Genomic DNA, 15,668 nt, shown 5'->3' on the forward strand with positions numbered 1-15,668 from the left:
TGCGGGTGGGGCGAGTACGGGCGGGGCGGGTCAGGCGCCCCAGCCCGCCTGCTGTCCGCCGACGCGCTCGGCGGCGATGCGCTTCTGGTTGCCGGAGGCGAGGTAGGCGCGGTACGGGTCGGCGTCCAGGCCCATCTCCTCGCGCACCTCGGCGAGCAGCGGACGGACGTCGGTGTTGTACGCGTCCATCAGGGCGGCGTTGGCGGCCAGCACATCGCCCTCGCGCTGGGCGGCGGAGAGCGCCTCCAGATCGACCAGCAGGGCCTTCGCGGTGGCCTCCTGCACGTTCATCACGGACCGGATCACGGCCGGGATCTTGGCCTCGATGTTGTGGCACTGGTCGAGCATGAACCGTACGTCGCGGGCCGGGTCGAGGCCGCCGTTCTTGGTGACCTCGTGCAGGATGCGGAAGAGCTGGAACGGGTCGGCGGCACCCACCATCAGGTCGTCGTCCGCGAAGAAGCGGGAGTTGAAGTCGAACGCGCCGAGCTTCTTCTCGCGCAGCAGGAACGCGACGATGAACTCGATGTTGGTGCCCGGTGCGTGGTGCCCGGTGTCGACGCAGACCGTGGCCTTCTCACCGAGCTTGAGGCAGTGCGCGTAGGAGGTGCCCCAGTCCGGCACGTCGGTGGCGTAGAAGGCGGGCTCGAAGAACTTGTACTCCAGCACCATCCGCTGCCCGTCCCCGAGCCGCCCGTACACCTCCGCCAGGGCCTCGGCGAGGCGGTCCTGGCGGGCGGTGATGTCGTCCTGGCCCGGGTAGTTGGTGCCGTCGGAGAACCACAGCTTCAGCGCGTCGGAGCCGGTCGCGTCCATGACGTCGACGCACTCCAGCAGGTGGTCGGTGGCCTTGCGGCGCACCTTCGGGTCCGGGTGGGTGACCGAGCCCAGCTTGTAGTCGTCGTCCTGGAAGACATTGGCGTTGATCATGCCGATGCGCACGCCGCGTTCCCTGGCGTGGTCGGCGAGCCGTTGATAGTCCTCGACACGGTCCCACGGGATGTGCAGCGAGACGACCGGGGCGATCCCGGTGTACCGGTGGACCTGCGCCGCGTCGTCCAGCTTCTCGTACGGATCGCGCGGGACGCCGGGCTGGGCGAACACCTTGAAGCGGGTGCCGGAGTTGCCGTAGCCCCACGAAGGGGTCTCGATCACCTGGGACTTGAGGGTTTCCTTCACGGCCGCGAGGGCGGAGTCGGACATGGTACCTCCGAGGGTCGGAATGGACTGGGGACCGGCCGGAGCGGTGCGTCAACCGCGGACGGTGGCCCGTTCGGCCTCGATCTCGTCGAGGGACTTGCCGGTGGTGTTCGGCATGAAGACACCGAGGACGCCGCAGACGACGAGGCAGGCGGTGAGGAACCCGGCCACCACACCGATGCCGGTCTCCGCCAGTACCGGCACGAAGAAGGACCAGATGCCGAGCGCGACCCGGGCCACGCCGAAGGTGATGCCCTGCGCGGTGCCGCGCAGCATGGTCGGGAACAGCTCCTGGCTGACGGTCTTGTAGAAGCCCTCGCCCGCCATGGTCTGGCCGATGCCGAAGAGCAGCACGTTCAGGAGGATCACCGGCACGGTGAACGGCAGGACCAGGAAGAGTCCCCAGGCGACGATCTGCATGAGCGCGCCGGTCACCCACATCACCTTGCGGTGCCGGTGGCCGCGGTCGGCGAAGCGCATGTAGAGGGCGACGGTACCGACGCAGGCGAGCAGGAAGCCGCCGCACTGCAGCGCGACGCTGGTGGCCTGGCTGCCGGCGCCGAGGGTCTTCACCATGTACGGGGTGAAGATGCCGTTGGTGCCGGCCATCAGGTTCCAGGTCAGGTAGATGCCGCCGGTCCACAGCAGCGCCTTGAGGTGCCGGCCGGTGAGCAGGTCGCGGGCCCGTACCCGGACGGTCTTGGCCTTCTCGGCGGCGGCCTGCCAGGCGACCGACTCGCGCATGCCGCGCCTCAGGGCGTACGTGACGAGAGCGACCAGGAACAGGTGCAGGAAGACGATGCGGATGCCGAGCAGCCCCAGCGGAGCCAGCGCGAAGGCCAGCAGCAGGACGACCACCGGGCCGAGGTTCCAGGTGACCTGGGTCAGCCCCATCAGCTTCCCCCGGGCCCTGGCCGGGGAGAGCTCGCCCACCAGCGCGAGCGACGTGGGGACGTCGGCGCCGACCGCGACACCGACGACGAAGGTACCGGCGAAGAGCATCACCGGGTTCACCGCGAAGGCGATCAGCAGGATCGCCGCCGCGTAGACCAGCAGGTCGTACTGGTAGATCCGCTTGCGGCCCAGCTTGTCGCCCAGCCGGCCGCCGATCAGGGCTCCGATCGCGGCGCCGATGGCGTTCGGGCCGATGGCGGCGAGGACGCCGACCGCGCTGCCGGAGAGCCCCATCTCCTCCCTGAAGAGGGCGAGACCCGAGCCGAGAGCGACGATGGAACCCGCGTCCAGGTAGGAGGCCATGCCGGCCAGCGCTGTCCACTTCCACTGCTGCCTGGTCACCTTGCTGTCGTCACCGACAGGTGGTCTCTCACGGGATTCCGTGGCTGACATGCGGACTCCTTCGTCCCAGGGGCGGGGCCGACGGCGATGACCGGCACCAGGCACCGCCGCCTTTGAAACGTATTAAGAACATGGGCTCGATGCCGGACGGCGTCAAGGGGTGAGCAGGAAGCGACCGTGAGAGGCACGTCACATGGAGATGCGCCGACGAGTGGCGCGAAGTAGCCGTTACGCCCTCATCCGGGCATAGGTGGCGGCGAGTGATTGACGCCCTGAGTGGTAGGGCCTACCGTTCCCTCGGTTCTGAAACCTTTCAAACGGGAGTGGCGGCCATGCAGCGCGTGTGTTTCCTGCTCAAAGTCCGGTCCGACCGTCTGGAGGAGTACCGGCGACGGCACGAGGAGGTCTGGCCGGACATGCTCGCGGCTCTCACCGCTTCCGGCTGGCACAACTACTCGCTCTTCCTCCGCGAGGACGGCCTCCTCGTCGGCTACCTGGAGACCGAGGACTTCGCCGCCGCTCAGCGGGCCATGCAGGCCACCGAGGTCAACGCCCGCTGGCAGCACGAGATGGCCGGCTTCTTCGAGGACCTGGACGGTGGCGGCCCGGACCAGGCGATGCGCCCCCTGACCGAGGTCTTCCACCTGGCCTGAGACACGTGCGGCTGAGCGCGCGGCAGGCCCCACGGGGTCATCCGCGCGCACCACCGCCGTACTGCCCGAACTCCCAACTGAACGAGCCGAGCTCCGGGTGATCGGTGTCCCGTGAGAGCCGGAGCCTCCACAGGGGGCGCGGGCCGACCGACGTGCGGCGGGCCGCAACGTCGGTTCGGCGCCGGGTCACAGGCCCCGGCGGCGCTCCCACGCCTCGTTGAGGGCCAGCCACGGGGTGGTGTCTGATGTGGGGCGTCCGGGCTGCGGGCGGGGCGTGCCGGTGTGCTTGCTCAGGCGGCGTAGACGCAGGCGCAGGAACCAGGGCGGGCGCGAAAGGAACGACGCAGGGGGGCGCGTCACGGGGTGTCCGGTGCGCTGAGTTCGAGGACGGCCCGGACGGCGGATTCCAGTGCGTAGGTCATGGAGCCACCGTTGGGCTCGTACGCGGTGTGCTCGCCGGCGAAGTGGATCCGTCCCTCCGGCCGTCGTATGGCGGGCATGAGTGCGGTGTGTCCCACCTCCGGCAGGAGATAGGCGCCCTCGACGAAGGGTTCCTGGTCCCAGGCCACCGAGGTGCCGACCTCGAAGTGGTCCTTGGCACCAGGGAAGATCCGGTCGACCTCTTCGAGGGTGAAGCGCAGCCGCTCCTCCTGCGACATCGCGGTGACCGCCTTCGCTCGCCAGCCCGACATCAAAGCCTCCAGTATGGCCCGCGGGCCGGGAAGCTGGGGGGTGGCGTCGCGTACCCAGCGGATGGGCAGGTCAGTGGAGACGCTGGTGCGCGCGGAGGTCCAGAAGCGTTTGCGCATCTGGAGGTAGACACGCACTATCGATGCGTACCGCAGCTGCCGGATGGCCGCGTGCTTGGCCTGCGAGAGCCTGGCGTTGGACAGGTCGATGCGCCGCATCGCGCTGAACGGTACGGTCAGTACGACCCTGTCGGCCGTCATCGTGTGGAAGCCGCCGTTGTCGGCGAACGTCACCCGCGCGGCGGTGTCGTCCTGGGTGACCCGGACGACGGGCTTGGCGTAGTGGATGCGCCCCTTGAGGTGTTCCGCGAACGCGGCGGGGAAGCGGTCGGTGCCGCCCTTGATCTTGGCCCAGCGTTCGTCGGCCAGGGTGAGAGAGCGCGGGCTGGACTCGTACCGAAGCCAGGACAGTGCGGATGCGGTGTCCAGGTCGCCGCCCCGCATCTCCAGGAACATCGGTTCCAGCAGAGTGATGGCCGCGTCCGAGGCGCCGCGTTCCTTCAGTACCTCCGTCACCGAGCGGCGGTCGAAGGGGGCGAGTCTGTCCGTGAGCGTCCACTGGGGTCTGCCCAGGTCCGGCTGGAGTTCGCGGCTGAGCGAGCGCACGTAGCGCTCCATCATCGCGCCGACGTCCAGGCCCTTCTCCTTGTCGCTGAGCGGCAGGCCGCTTCGCGCGAGGTCGGCGGCCTCCGGCTGGATGAACCGGGAACGGAGGAAGTAGGAGAAATTGGCGTTGAGCAGGTCGGACGGCTCCAGCTCGACACCGAGTTCACTGAGGTAGTGCATCGCGTAGTGGCAGTGCGGGGTCACCGTCATGGCGCCCGCTTCGGCGTACAGGCCGTCGGCGAACGGCTCGCGCACGGTGTAGGCGCGTCCGCCCGCCCGGGTGGTGGCTTCCAGCACCGTGACGTCGCAGCCCTGCCGCGCCAGTTCATAGGCGCTGCCCAGGCCGGCCAGTCCCGCGCCCACCACGATGACCTTCTCGGGCAGCCGGAGTCCGTCGAACCCTTGGTCCAGGGCGTGGCGCACCTCGCTCTGTGTGGGTTCACGCATCGGTGCTCCTCCGCCCGTCGCGCCCGTGCCGGAACCGACCGGCCCGGGCGTAGTGCGGTGATCGGTCATGGCTCCGCGTGGCAGTGAGACACATACGCGGTCTCCTCGCTCGGATTCGTCGGGTCGGTGCGGCTGCCCGTGGAAAGGCAGCGATGATTTCTGTTGGGAAAGCACATTGCATCCACGGCGTAATTCCGTCAAGATCTGGCCCGTGTAGCGAGGGCGCAAGGCGAGGTGGCCGGAAGACGCATGGTCTCTCCCCGGCAAGGTGGTTTCCTGCGGGACGTCGTCTCGCGTTCAACTAACCAGTAAATCGTGATACGTTTACCCCGATTCACCGTTTCCGTGTTATCGAGCAGATCAGAGGTGAGGCGAATGACGACCAGTGGCGAGTCGTCCGTCCAGCGGCCCGGTCTGCGGGCGGAGATCGAGGACACCCTGGCCTACCTGACGTGTTCGCTGGTCGCCCGCAGGACGCGTGCCACGCCCGAACGCGTGACATGGCAGCAGTACGACGTGCTGGAACTCCTGCGACTCCGCGGGCCGATGACGCCCTCGGTGTTGAGTGAGTCCCTCGGAGTCTCCCGGCAGACCATGTCCAAAGCGCTGCGCATTCTCAAGGACCAGGAACTGGTGGAGCAGTCAGCTCAGAGCGAGGACAAACGCGAGCAGACCACCTCGATCACGCTTTGTGGCCACCAGTTTCTGGCCCGCGCCGCCCGAGGGCGACGGGAGAACGCCAGGGTCGTCGAAGATGTCCTGTCGGCGGCGGAGCAGGCCGCTTTCGTCGAACTGTGCGGCAAGGTGGCGAATGCCCTGAACGCCGCGCCTCCGCCGTTTCCGCTGCGCGATCTGTGAGCCGGCGGCCGGCCGCCGAGCCGTCCCGCACCTGCCGCGCCGAGGCGGTGTGCGCGCAGCCCGGCGCGGAGCCGGCGAACACACCGCCTTTCTCCGGACGTGCCGGCGGCGTCTCCTACCAGCTCCAGCCCCGTTCCGCGGGCGGCGTCCAGACGTCGGCCTTCTCCAGGTAGGGGAAGACCTGACCGATCAGTTCGATGTCCTCCGCCGCGTACAGCGACGGCAGGAACATGAAGCCGCGGATGCCGGTCTGCCGGTGCATGTCGAGGATCTGTTCCGCCACCGTTGACGGTGAGCCCACCAGCACCTTGCTGCCGCAGGCGATGCCCAGGGTGCGAGCGATGTCGTCGAATTCCCCTCCGTAGTTCGCCTTGTAGGTCTCGCTGCCGCCCATCAGCTCGGTGGCGATGTCGCGGGCGCAGTCCATGTCGAGGGAGTCGCGCACCCAGTCGTACTTCTCCTGCGCCTCGCGGTCGGACCTGCCCAGGATGATGCCCGTGGCTCCGGCCATGTTGACTTCCAGGGGGGACCGGCCGTGCCGCTCGGTACGTTCCGCCAGGCCCTCCACCATGGCCCGCATCTTGGCGTAGTCGTCCGGCAGCGGAGTGAAGGCGAAGTCGCAGGTGTCGGCGATGAGTTCCTGCGCCACCGGTGAGACGCCCGCGTTGAACAGGCATGGCGGGTCCTGCAGCGGATGCGGACTGATCATCTTGCCGCTGAACCGGAAGTACTCGCCCTCGAAGTCGACCTGCCCGCCGCGTGCGGCCCACAGCTGCTTGACCGCCTCCACCGCCTCGGCCGTGGTGGCGTAGCGGGTCTCGTGGCTGGCGTCGGGGACGGTGATGCCCAGCAGCGACAGCTCGTCGGGTTTCCAGCCGGGGACGATGTTCCAGCCCCAGCGGCCTCCGCTGAGCACATCGAGGTTGGCGCCCATACGCGCGATGACCGCCGGGGGGAAGTAGCGCGTGTGGAAGGTGGTGACCACGCCGATGTGCCGGGTGGCGGCCATGACGACCGGTGCGAAGACGGGCGCCGACATGTGGGGCTCGGCGTGGCCGATGCGCCAGCTGTTCTCGCCGTGGGGTATGTAGCCGTCCGCGAAGAAGACGTAGTCGAAACCGGCGTCCTCCACCCGGCGGGCCAGGTCCATCTGGGCGTCGACGTCGAACGGGTCGGGGTTGCGGTCCGCCACCTCCTTGGAGGTGGTGGTGGGCGTGGGAGAGCTGAGCCACATCAGTCCGAACCGCATCCGGTCATCGGCCAGACGCGGCTTGAGCGTGCCTCGGGGCATTCTCGTGGGTGTCCTTTCGAATCGTGCACCGGTGTGGGTATGAGCCGGTGCGGCGCATGAGCGGATGCCGAGCGCGAGGTGGCTCCCGGGCCGCTGCCGGCATGCGTACGCCGGCAGCGGCCCATCCGGTCACCTGCCGGCTCGGCTGAGGTCCTTCTTCAGGTAGGCAGCGGTGAGGGAGTCCGCTGCGTCGAGGAGCCGGCGCGGGGTGCCCTCGAAGACAAGGCGGCCGCCGTCGCGTCCCGCGCCGGGTCCGATGTCGATGATCCAGTCCGCGCGTTTGACGACGTCGAGGTCGTGCTCGACCACGACGACCGTGTTGCCCTTGTCGACGAGGGTGTCGATGAGGTCGATCAGCCGGTCCACGTCGGCCATGTGCAGACCGGTGGTGGGCTCGTCGAAGACGAACAGCCCTGAGGTCTCCCTGAGCCGGTCGGCGAGTTTGATGCGCTGGCGTTCACCGCCGGACAGCGTGGACAGCGGCTGTCCGAGGGTGAGGTAGGGAAGGCCGACGTCGCTGAGGGTCGCAAGCCGGCGGACCACGGGCTTCTCGGTGAAGAAGTCCAGCGCCTCCTCGACGGTCAGGGCGAGGGTCTCCACGATGTTCTTGCCGTTGAAGCGCAGGTCCAACACCTCGTCACGGTAGCGGCGTCCCTCGCACCGCTCGCAGACGGTGGTCACCGGCTCCATGTAGGCCAGGTCGTTCTGGATCTCGCCCCGGCCCTGGCAGGCCGGGCAGGCCCCGTCGGAGTTGAAGCTGAACATGCCCGGTTCGGTGTGCGTGGCCTTGGCGAAGAGCTTCCGCACGGTGTCCATGATGTTGACGTAGGTGGCGGGCGTCGAGCGGGAGGAGGAACCGATCGCCTCCTGGTCGATCACGATGGCATCGGGGAACTGCGGGACCAGCGCGCCGTGGACGAAGGAACTCTTGCCCGATCCGGCGACGCCCGTCACCACGGTCAGGACGCCTTCGGGGATGTCCACCGACAGGTCCTGGAGGTTGTGCAGGCTTGTTCGCCTCGTGGCGAGTGTGCCGCGCGGCGTGCGGACGCGTTCCTTGAGCCCGGTCTCGCGGCTCAGCCAGCGTCCGGTCATGGTGTCGGCCTTGCTCAGCTGGGCCGCGGTGCCTTCGAAGACCACCTCGCCGCCGTGGGTGCCGGCGCCCGGCCCCATGTCCACCACGTGGTCGGCGATGCCGATCACGTCGCGGGAGTGCTCCACGACCAGCACGGTGTTGCCTTTGTCCCGGAGCGCGAGAAGCAGTTCGTTCAGCCGGTGCACGTCGCGTGGGTGGAGCCCGACGCTGGGCTCGTCGAAGATGTACGTCAGGTCGGTGAGGCTGCTGCCCAGGTGGCGGACGATTTTCAGCCGCTGGCCCTCACCACCGGACAGTGTGGAGGTCTCGCGGGCGAGGCTCAGGTAGCCGAGGCCCACCGACTCGATACGCCGCAGCACGGACAGCGCGGCGTCCACCACGGGCTTGGCGGCCGGGACGTCGATGCTCTCCAGCTCCGGGATGAGGTCGGCGATCTCCATCGCGGCGTAGTCGGCGATGTTCTTCCCGTTGATCTTCGATGCGCGTGCCGCTTCGTTGAGACGGGCGCCTCCACACGCCTCGCAGGCTCCGGCCGCGACGACCGCTTCGACCGCCTGCCGCTCCTTGTCCTTGAGCCTTTCCAGGCCGCCTTTGAGATAACGGCGGTTGAAGCGGACGACGATTCCCTCGTACTCGTTGGAGTAGGTGAGTTTGCGTCCCTGGCGTTCGACCTTGAATCCCTCGCCGTACAGCAGGAGCTCTCGGTCCTGCTGGCTGAATTCCCGCAACGGTTTGTCCGGGTCGAACAGTCCCGACTGCGCGTACAGCTGCCACTGGAAGCCGCCCACCGCGAACAGCGGCGAGCGGATCGCCCCCTCGTTGAGCGACAGGTCTTCGTCCAGCAGCCGGCCGAGGTCGAGCCGGGCGACCCGGCCCAGGCCCTCGCACTCCGGGCACATACCGTGCGGGTCATTGAACGAATAGGCGCTGGACTCTCCGGCCGAGGGCTTGCCGTGGCGGGAGAAGAGCACCCGCAGTGCCGGGTTGACCTCGGTCATCGTGCCGACCGTGGACCGCGAGTTGCCGCCCACCGGACGCTGGTCCACCACGATCGCGGTGGACAGATTCTTGATGACGGCCGCATCCGGGCGCTCGTACTTCGGCAGGCGGTTGCGGATGAACCAGCTGTAGGTCTCGTTGAGCTGGCGCTGGGACTCCACCGCGACGGTACCGAAGACGATGGAGGACTTCCCGGAGCCGGACACCCCGGTGAAGACGGTCAGCTCTCCTTTGGGAATGGTGAGCGACACGTTCTTGAGATTGTTCTGCCGGGCACCTTGGAGAATGATGCAGTCTTCGGTGTGCCGCTTCCGCTGGCCCGCCATGAAATCGTCCTCCTGCCGAGAGCGGTCGTCCGCCCGACCGCGAACCCCTATGGTTTCTTTTTGGAAACCAAGTTAACATCCGCTGGTTCAGCGAGCTACCGCGTACGCCTGTTCGCCACGCGGACTCGCGGCACCGAAGACCAGCCCGTCGGCCGCCCGTCCGGTTGCGCAGACCTTGCCCAGCGACCGCGCCGGGGCGATCCGCACGACGTGGCCGCGCCAGCGCAGCTCTTCCACGACGCGCTCGGGGCAGCCGTGCTCCACCACCACGCTGCCCGGAGTGGCGACGTGCGGGGTGAAGGAGGAGGGCACCGCGTCGGTGTGGAACGCCGGCGCCTCCACCGCCTCCTGTACGCCCGAGCCGAAGTCCACGTGCTGCAGGAAGAAGTTCAGCGTCCACTGGTCCTGCTGGTCGCCACCGGGCGTGCCGAACGCCATGTACGGTTCACCGTCGCGCAGCACCAGGGTGGGGGAGAGAGTGGTGCGTGGGCGCTTGCCGGGAGCGACGGCGTTGGGGTGGCCGGGGACCAGGTTCGCCATCTGCCCCCGGGTGCCCAGCGGAAAGCCCAGCCCCGGCACTACGGGGGAGCTCTTGAGCCAGCCGCCGCTGGGCGTGGCGACCACCATGTTGCCCTCGCTGTCGGTCGCGCTGACGCAGCAGGTGTCGCCCTTGGCCTGGGTCAACTGGACGATTGCGGGAATGCCGTCGCCCAACTGCCGCAGCCACTCAGGGCCGTCGGCCACGGCGGGGCCCGACACCGGCGGCATGACCGGTATCCGGCCGCCGGGCGAGCCGGGCCGCAGCTCCAGCGACGCCCGTTCCTCGACCAGCGCACGGCGCGCGGCCGCGTACTCGGCACTCAGCAGGATGTCCACCGGTACGTCCGTGTGGTCCGGGTCGCCGTACCACGCCTCCCGGTCGGCGAACGCCAGCTTCGCGCACTCCACCACGGTGTGCAGGTGGTCGGCGCTCCCCGGCTCCGTGCGGGAGAGGTCGAAGCCCTCCAGCAGGGCGAGTTGTTGGAGGAAGACAGGACCCTGAGACCACGGGCCGCTCTTGTGGACCGTGTGGCCGCGGTACTCGCCGACCAGGGGGGCTTCGACCGTCGCCCGCCACGATGCCATGTCGTCACCGGTGAGCAGGCCGGCGTGGCGCTGCCCGGTGGCGTCGAGCATCGGGGTGCCGGTGACGAACTTGTCGATCGCCTCGGCCACGAAGCCCTCGTAGAAGGCGGTCTCGGCGGCCTCGATCTGCCGTTCACGGCCACCGCCTGCCGCCTGGGACTCCTCGGCCAGCAGCCGGAAGGTACGGGCCAGTTCGGGGTTGGTCGTCCGCGCTCCGGCGGCGGGAGGCTTCCCGCCTCGCAGGTAGGTACGGCCGGACTCGGTCCACTCCTCGCGGAACAGCGGCGCCAGCACGTCGATCATCTGCGCGGCCTTCGGCAGGATCGGGAAACCCTTCTCGGCGTACCCGATGGCCGGGGCCAGCACCTGCGCCGGTGTCAGCCGTCCGTGGTCCCGCAGCAGCCGCATCCACGCCCCGAAGGCGCCGGGCACGCAGGCAGCCAGGAGCCCGGAGCCCGGTATCGCCGCCAGCCCCTGGTCGCGGAACGCCTCGATGGTGGCGGCCCGGGGCATCGGTCCCTGCCCGCAGATCACGTCCACACGGGCGGTGCGGGCATCGTAGGCCAGGATCGGCACGTCCCCGGCCGGGCCGTTGAGATGGGGCTCGACCACCTGGGTGACGAAGGCAGCGGCGACGGCCGCGTCGAAGGCATTCCCTCCCTGCGACAGCATGTCCATACCGGCCGCGGCGGCGAGCCAGTGGGTGGCGGCGACGGCTCCGCGGGCACCCTTGAGTTCGGGTCGGCTGAGCATGAGGTTCCTTTCCTCGGGTCGGCGTGCGGACGGTACGTCCGTGCCTCGGTCAGTGGGAGGAGGCCGCGTCGGCGGCAGGGTTCCGGCCGGCGGACGGGACGGTGCCTTGTGCGAGGGGAACGACCTGGCCGGAGACGGTGGCCGTCGGATCGTCGTCGTCGTACGTGGTGAGCGTGCACGTCAGCAGGGCCTGGCGCGCCGTCCCTACGCCCTGCCGCACCTGGAACTCGTGCGTCGCCGGCTCCGCCGGAAGCAGCCCGTTGTGCAGCAGCCACAGGCCCAGCGCGAGCGCGGCGGAGGAGCAGGCCGGGTCCTCGGGGATGCCGTACCCGGGTGCGAACATGCGGGCGTCCGCCTGTCGTCGGCGGGCGTCCCAGTGCAGGAGGAAGACGTCCTTCAGCCCGGCGCCGAGCAGCGCCTCCGGGTGGGGGGAGGCCTCGTGCAGCGCCTCGGGGCGGACGGGCAGGAAGTGGAAGCGGGGGCCGAATCCCGCCCGGCCCGCACGGCCCGGCCCCTCGTCGGCCAGCGCGGAGCGGGGCAGTCCGGCGGCGGCCAGCAGGGGGGCGGGGGCGACGGCCGCGCTCTCCAGCGGGTTCCCGGCGGCGATGGTGCCGTGGTGGTCGTCCACCGTGAGGGACAGCAGCTTCTCCCCGCACTGCTGCACCACGGGGCCGGACGCGAGGAGGCCGAGGCGGACCAGCGTCACCGCGGTGCCCAGGCTCGGATGCCCCCCGAAGGGGGACTCCGCCTGCGGAGTGAACACGCGGATGCGGTAGTCGGCCGAGGGGTGGGTGGCGGGCAGCACGAACACCGTTTCCGGCGTGCCGGTCCGTGCCGCCAGCGACTGCATCCGGTGATCGGTCAGCCCGGTCGCCTCCGGTACGACGGCCAGGAGCCCGCCGGAGGAGGGGCCGTCGGCGAACATACTCACGATCTCGACGTCAGGCACGCGGCCCTCCCAGGGGCAGGGAACGTCCGCCGGCAGGCGTGTCGCGGCCCGGCAGCAGGACGGTCCGGGCGATCTCCTCCAGTACCTCCGGCCTTCCCTCGTACGGGAACGACGGGCGAGGCCAGTGCACCACCATGTCGGTGAAACCCAGTTCCTCGAAGGTTCCGGTGGCGTCCCGGAACGCCTCGACGGAGTCCAGCACGCCACCGACCGCCGCTCCCGTGACCAGCAGCCGGCGGGCAGTGGCGGGATCGCGGCCGGTCGCGGCGCACGCCTTCTCCCACCCGTCGACCTGCTTTTCGAGTGCGGGAAGCATGCGGTCGTAGCGCGTCGCCTCGAAGCGTCCGGGCGGTCCAGCGGTGATCCAGGTGTCGGCGAAGCGGGCCGCGAGCCGCATCGCACGCGGGCCGGTGGCGGCCACCGCCAGTGGCATCCGGGGCTGCCGCACGCAGCCCGGCCGCATGTGCACGGCCTCGGCGGTGTAGTGGTGGCCGTGATAGGTGGTCTCCGGCTGCCGGAGCAGCAGGTCAATCAGCTCCACGAACTCCGCGAAGCGGCCGGCTCGCTCGCCCGGCGTCAACGACGGTCCGCCCAGCGCCGGTTCGTCGTAGCCGCCGGCCCCTGCCCCCGTACCGCAGATGACCCGGCCCCCGGACACGTCGTCCAGCGCCATCAGTTCCTTGGCCAGCGTCACCGGGTGGCGGAACGCGGGGGTGGCGACCAGGGTGCCCAGCATGATGCGCGAGGTGACCGTGGCGGCGGCGGTCAGTGTCGGCACGCAGCCGAACCAGGTCTCCTCGCGCAGCCACCGCCACATCAGATGGTCGTAGGTCCAGGCGTGGTCAAAGCCGTACTCCTCCGCCAGACGCCACTTCGGGGCGGCGTCCCGCCACCGGTTCTCGGGCAGGATGACGATTCCGTGACGCATCGTCACCGGTCCGAGGCCAGCGCCGGGGAACCCGTCGCCTCCTCGGCCACCTCGGAGAGGATGGCCAAGAAGTCACGTTCGTGACCGGTGACTTCGGGGCGGGTCAGCTCTTCGGGCAACTCGGACCCCGCCTCCCGGCCGTCCGGGTACAGAGCATTGTCCTTGACGTCCAGGGCAATGGCGGTCAGGCGGCGCAGCAGTTGAGCCACCACGTCGCGGGAGGAGGGGCGCGAGCGCAGCGTCAGGAAGTAGTTGTCGTAGACGACGCCCAGGACATCCGGGTGCTGCACTCCGCTGGGCACCGAGGCTTCCTGGAGCAGGGAGCGGCCGCTGGGCACCATGCGCGCGGCGATGCCGGCGTGGATGACCTGGTAGACGTGGACGGCCTGCGCCAGGTCCGCGGAGTCGCGCACGCACGGCAGCTTCTTGCCGCGGAACAGGGCCTGGACCGGCTTGTGGTCCGGCGCCCAGGTGCCGCTGAATCCGGGGTGCTGGAGGAACATGCTGGGCCGGATGACATCACCGTAGACGGTGCGGGGCATCGAGCCGGTGTAGAGCAGCATCGCACAGTAGCCCCGGACGTACCGCGTCATGGCCTTCAGCGCGGCGTCCCTTTCCGGTCCCTCCTCGGGCAGGCGCGCCAGTTCGCGGGAGAGCAGCTGCCACAGGATGAACGTCACCTGGTGGCCGGTGATCCAGCGGAACCAGTAGAGACGGTCCGAGGAATCGGCGGGCTGGACGCGTTCCGCCGGCCCGCCGCCCGCGGCGATGGCGGCGATGTGGCGGCAGGTGAGTGTGAACTCGGCCGGTACCGAGCCGGAGTCCGCTGCCTCCAGGCTGCCGGGCTCCGGCAGGGTCAGGGGCTCCAGTCCATAGGGGAAGTCCCCGAAGTCCCAGCGCCCGTGGTCCGGCAGTTCGGTGAGGACGGTGCCGGTTCCGGTGTTCATTCCACACCCTCCGGAAGGTAGGTGAACTCGTACTCCAGGCCGTTGACGTCCAGCACGTAGAGGCTCAGCACGCCGTCCTCGTCCACCACGATGTCGGTCGGCCCCTCGTCGCGCACGAACGTGTAGCGGCCGGACTCGTACAGCTCCAGCCAGCGGTCGCGCCACTCCGTCATCTCCTCCGGAGACCTCGTGGCCAGGCACAGGTGCTGGAACTGCGGCACCTCGGCCACAGGGGCGGGCGTGGCGTCGGCGGCGCGCTCGAAGACATGGATGCGCAGGTCGCCCGCGGCCAGTTCGACGAGGCGGGTGATGCCGGGAAGGCGGCTGCGTGTGAGGTCGGAGAACTTCTCCAGCGACCAGTTCTGCTCGCAGCCGAAGAACTCCCGGTACCAGCCCAGCGAGTTCTCCAGGTCGGAGGTCTGCACGCCGATGTGGTGGAACCGGAAGGCGTGCTCGGGCGATGCGCCGGGCGACGCCTCGCGCGTGATGGTGTTCCGCACTTTCGTCCTCTCGTTCGTCGGATCGCAGGGAAGAATTCACCTGCCGGGATTCGCTTGCCGAGGAAACGCTCTTGCGAGGGGGTGGAAGGCTACGGGGAGACTACGGTGATTTCCATTCGTTAATCAAGGGGGTTCAAGCGTCCATATTGCATCCGTACGGCACCGTCCGGTAGACCATTTGACCACCGGAGCTGATCGAAGAGAGGGCTGCGATGGAAGAGCAGTGGACCGCCATCGACATCTACGCGAGTGACCTTTTGGTGCCACAGGACGAGGCGCTGCGCGACGCCGCCGGGGCCAGCCGTGAGGCCGGGCTTCCGGAAATCGCTGTCTCACCCGCGCAGGGCAAATTCCTGCATCTGCTGGCGCGTACCGGCAAGGCGGCGAAGATCCTGGAGATCGGGACCTTCGGCGGCTACAGCACCATCTGGCTGGCGCGGGCGCTGCCGCCGGACGGGCTGCTGGTGACCTGCGAACGCGAGGAGGACTTCGCCAAGAAGGCGTGGGCCCGCATCCAGGCCGCCGGGGTGGCCGACCGCGTCGACCTGAGGACCGGCAAGGCTCTGGACACCCTGCCTGCCCTGGAGGCCGAGGGGCTCGGCCCGTTCGACATGGTCTTCATCGACGCCGACAAGGCCGGCGTTCCGGACTACTTCGCCTGGTCACTGCGGTTGTCCCGGCCGGGCACCGTGATCATCGTGGACAACGTCGTCCTGGAGGGCGCGGTGACCGACGCCGCCAGTGCGAACCCGGCCGTGCAGGGAGTGCGGCGGTTCCACGAGATGGTCGCCGCTGAGCCGCGGGTCAGCGCGACGACCCTGCAGACGGTGGGCGTACGTGGGCACGACGGGTTCACCTACGTGCTCGTCACGGGCTGAACCAGCACACCGCCGGAGGCGGTGCGGGTACCGCAACCGGTACCCGCACCGCCTCCGGCTTGCTCGC

The 15,668-nt window shown here is 69.4% G+C and carries 13 protein-coding genes; 3 read left to right on the forward strand and 10 right to left on the reverse strand.

The window, feature by feature from the left end; translation table 11 throughout:
• Nucleotides 1-30: 30 nt before the first annotated feature.
• Nucleotides 31-1,203, reverse strand: a complete 1,173-nt coding sequence (rhaI, locus tag AAC944_RS35635; RefSeq protein WP_030622989.1) for an L-rhamnose isomerase — start codon at nucleotides 1,201-1,203, stop codon at nucleotides 31-33.
• A gap of 48 nt (nucleotides 1,204-1,251) precedes the next feature.
• Nucleotides 1,252-2,547: an MFS transporter gene (locus AAC944_RS35640; protein ID WP_030622991.1), complete on the reverse strand. Its 1,296-nt coding sequence runs from the start codon at nucleotides 2,545-2,547 to the stop codon at nucleotides 1,252-1,254.
• A 281-nt stretch (nucleotides 2,548-2,828) separates the two neighbouring features.
• On the opposite strand from AAC944_RS35640, the gene AAC944_RS35645 reads away from it, so the two are divergent.
• Nucleotides 2,829-3,149: an L-rhamnose mutarotase gene (locus AAC944_RS35645; RefSeq protein ID WP_030622993.1), complete on the forward strand. Its 321-nt coding sequence runs from the start codon at nucleotides 2,829-2,831 to the stop codon at nucleotides 3,147-3,149.
• A gap of 356 nt (nucleotides 3,150-3,505) precedes the next feature.
• On the opposite strand, the gene AAC944_RS35650 is transcribed toward AAC944_RS35645, so the two are convergent.
• Entirely contained in the window at nucleotides 3,506-4,951 is a 1,446-nt protein-coding gene (locus AAC944_RS35650; protein ID WP_030622995.1) for a flavin monoamine oxidase family protein, read from the reverse strand.
• 375 nt (nucleotides 4,952-5,326) lie between these two features.
• Here AAC944_RS35650 and AAC944_RS35655 point away from each other — a divergent pair, with 375 nt between their 5' ends.
• Complete coding sequence (locus tag AAC944_RS35655) at nucleotides 5,327-5,809, forward strand: MarR family winged helix-turn-helix transcriptional regulator (RefSeq protein WP_051872334.1); 483 nt, start codon at nucleotides 5,327-5,329, stop codon at nucleotides 5,807-5,809.
• Nucleotides 5,810-5,924: 115 nt separating this feature from the next.
• Here the strand turns inward: AAC944_RS35655 and AAC944_RS35660 are convergent, their stop codons facing one another.
• The 7 genes from AAC944_RS35660 to AAC944_RS35690 all read right to left on the reverse strand — a co-directional run bounded on the left by AAC944_RS35660 (nucleotide 5,925) and on the right by AAC944_RS35690 (nucleotide 14,723).
• Nucleotides 5,925-7,100: an LLM class flavin-dependent oxidoreductase gene (locus tag AAC944_RS35660; protein ID WP_051872335.1), complete on the reverse strand. Its 1,176-nt coding sequence runs from the start codon at nucleotides 7,098-7,100 to the stop codon at nucleotides 5,925-5,927.
• Nucleotides 7,101-7,229: 129 nt separating this feature from the next.
• Nucleotides 7,230-9,521 (reverse strand): ATP-binding cassette domain-containing protein, encoded by a 2,292-nt coding sequence (locus AAC944_RS35665; RefSeq protein ID WP_030623001.1) that lies wholly within the window; start codon nucleotides 9,519-9,521, stop codon nucleotides 7,230-7,232.
• 87 nt (nucleotides 9,522-9,608) lie between these two features.
• Complete coding sequence (locus tag AAC944_RS35670; RefSeq protein ID WP_030623003.1) at nucleotides 9,609-11,399, reverse strand: gamma-glutamyltransferase family protein; 1,791 nt, start codon at nucleotides 11,397-11,399, stop codon at nucleotides 9,609-9,611.
• Nucleotides 11,400-11,448: 49 nt separating this feature from the next.
• A complete protein-coding gene (locus AAC944_RS35675) occupies nucleotides 11,449-12,348 on the reverse strand; it encodes a PhzF family phenazine biosynthesis protein (RefSeq protein WP_051872336.1) in 900 nt (299 codons plus the stop codon).
• Nucleotides 12,341-13,276 carry an LLM class flavin-dependent oxidoreductase gene (locus tag AAC944_RS35680; RefSeq protein WP_051872351.1) on the reverse strand — a complete coding sequence of 312 codons (936 nt, stop codon included), beginning with the start codon at nucleotides 13,274-13,276 and terminating at the stop codon, nucleotides 12,341-12,343. Before AAC944_RS35680 ends, AAC944_RS35675 begins: the two co-directional genes overlap by 8 nt.
• Nucleotides 13,277-13,278: 2 nt before the next feature.
• Nucleotides 13,279-14,223 carry a 3-methyl-L-tyrosine peroxygenase-related protein gene (locus AAC944_RS35685; RefSeq protein WP_051872337.1) on the reverse strand — a complete coding sequence of 315 codons (945 nt, stop codon included), beginning with the start codon at nucleotides 14,221-14,223 and terminating at the stop codon, nucleotides 13,279-13,281.
• The gene (locus tag AAC944_RS35690) at nucleotides 14,220-14,723 is read right to left on the reverse strand and encodes a VOC family protein (protein ID WP_368396673.1); all 504 of its coding nucleotides are present in this window, start codon (nucleotides 14,721-14,723) and stop codon (nucleotides 14,220-14,222) included. The genes AAC944_RS35685 and AAC944_RS35690 overlap by 4 nt, the downstream gene beginning before the upstream one ends.
• Nucleotides 14,724-14,935: 212 nt before the next feature.
• Here AAC944_RS35690 and AAC944_RS35695 point away from each other — a divergent pair, with 212 nt between their 5' ends.
• Nucleotides 14,936-15,601 (forward strand): O-methyltransferase, encoded by a 666-nt coding sequence (locus AAC944_RS35695; RefSeq protein WP_030623013.1) that lies wholly within the window; start codon nucleotides 14,936-14,938, stop codon nucleotides 15,599-15,601.
• The last annotated feature ends 67 nt before the right edge of the window (nucleotides 15,602-15,668 follow it).

Source organism: Streptomyces sclerotialus, from assembly GCF_040907265.1.
GTDB classification, from domain to species: domain Bacteria; phylum Actinomycetota; class Actinomycetes; order Streptomycetales; family Streptomycetaceae; genus Streptomyces; species Streptomyces sclerotialus.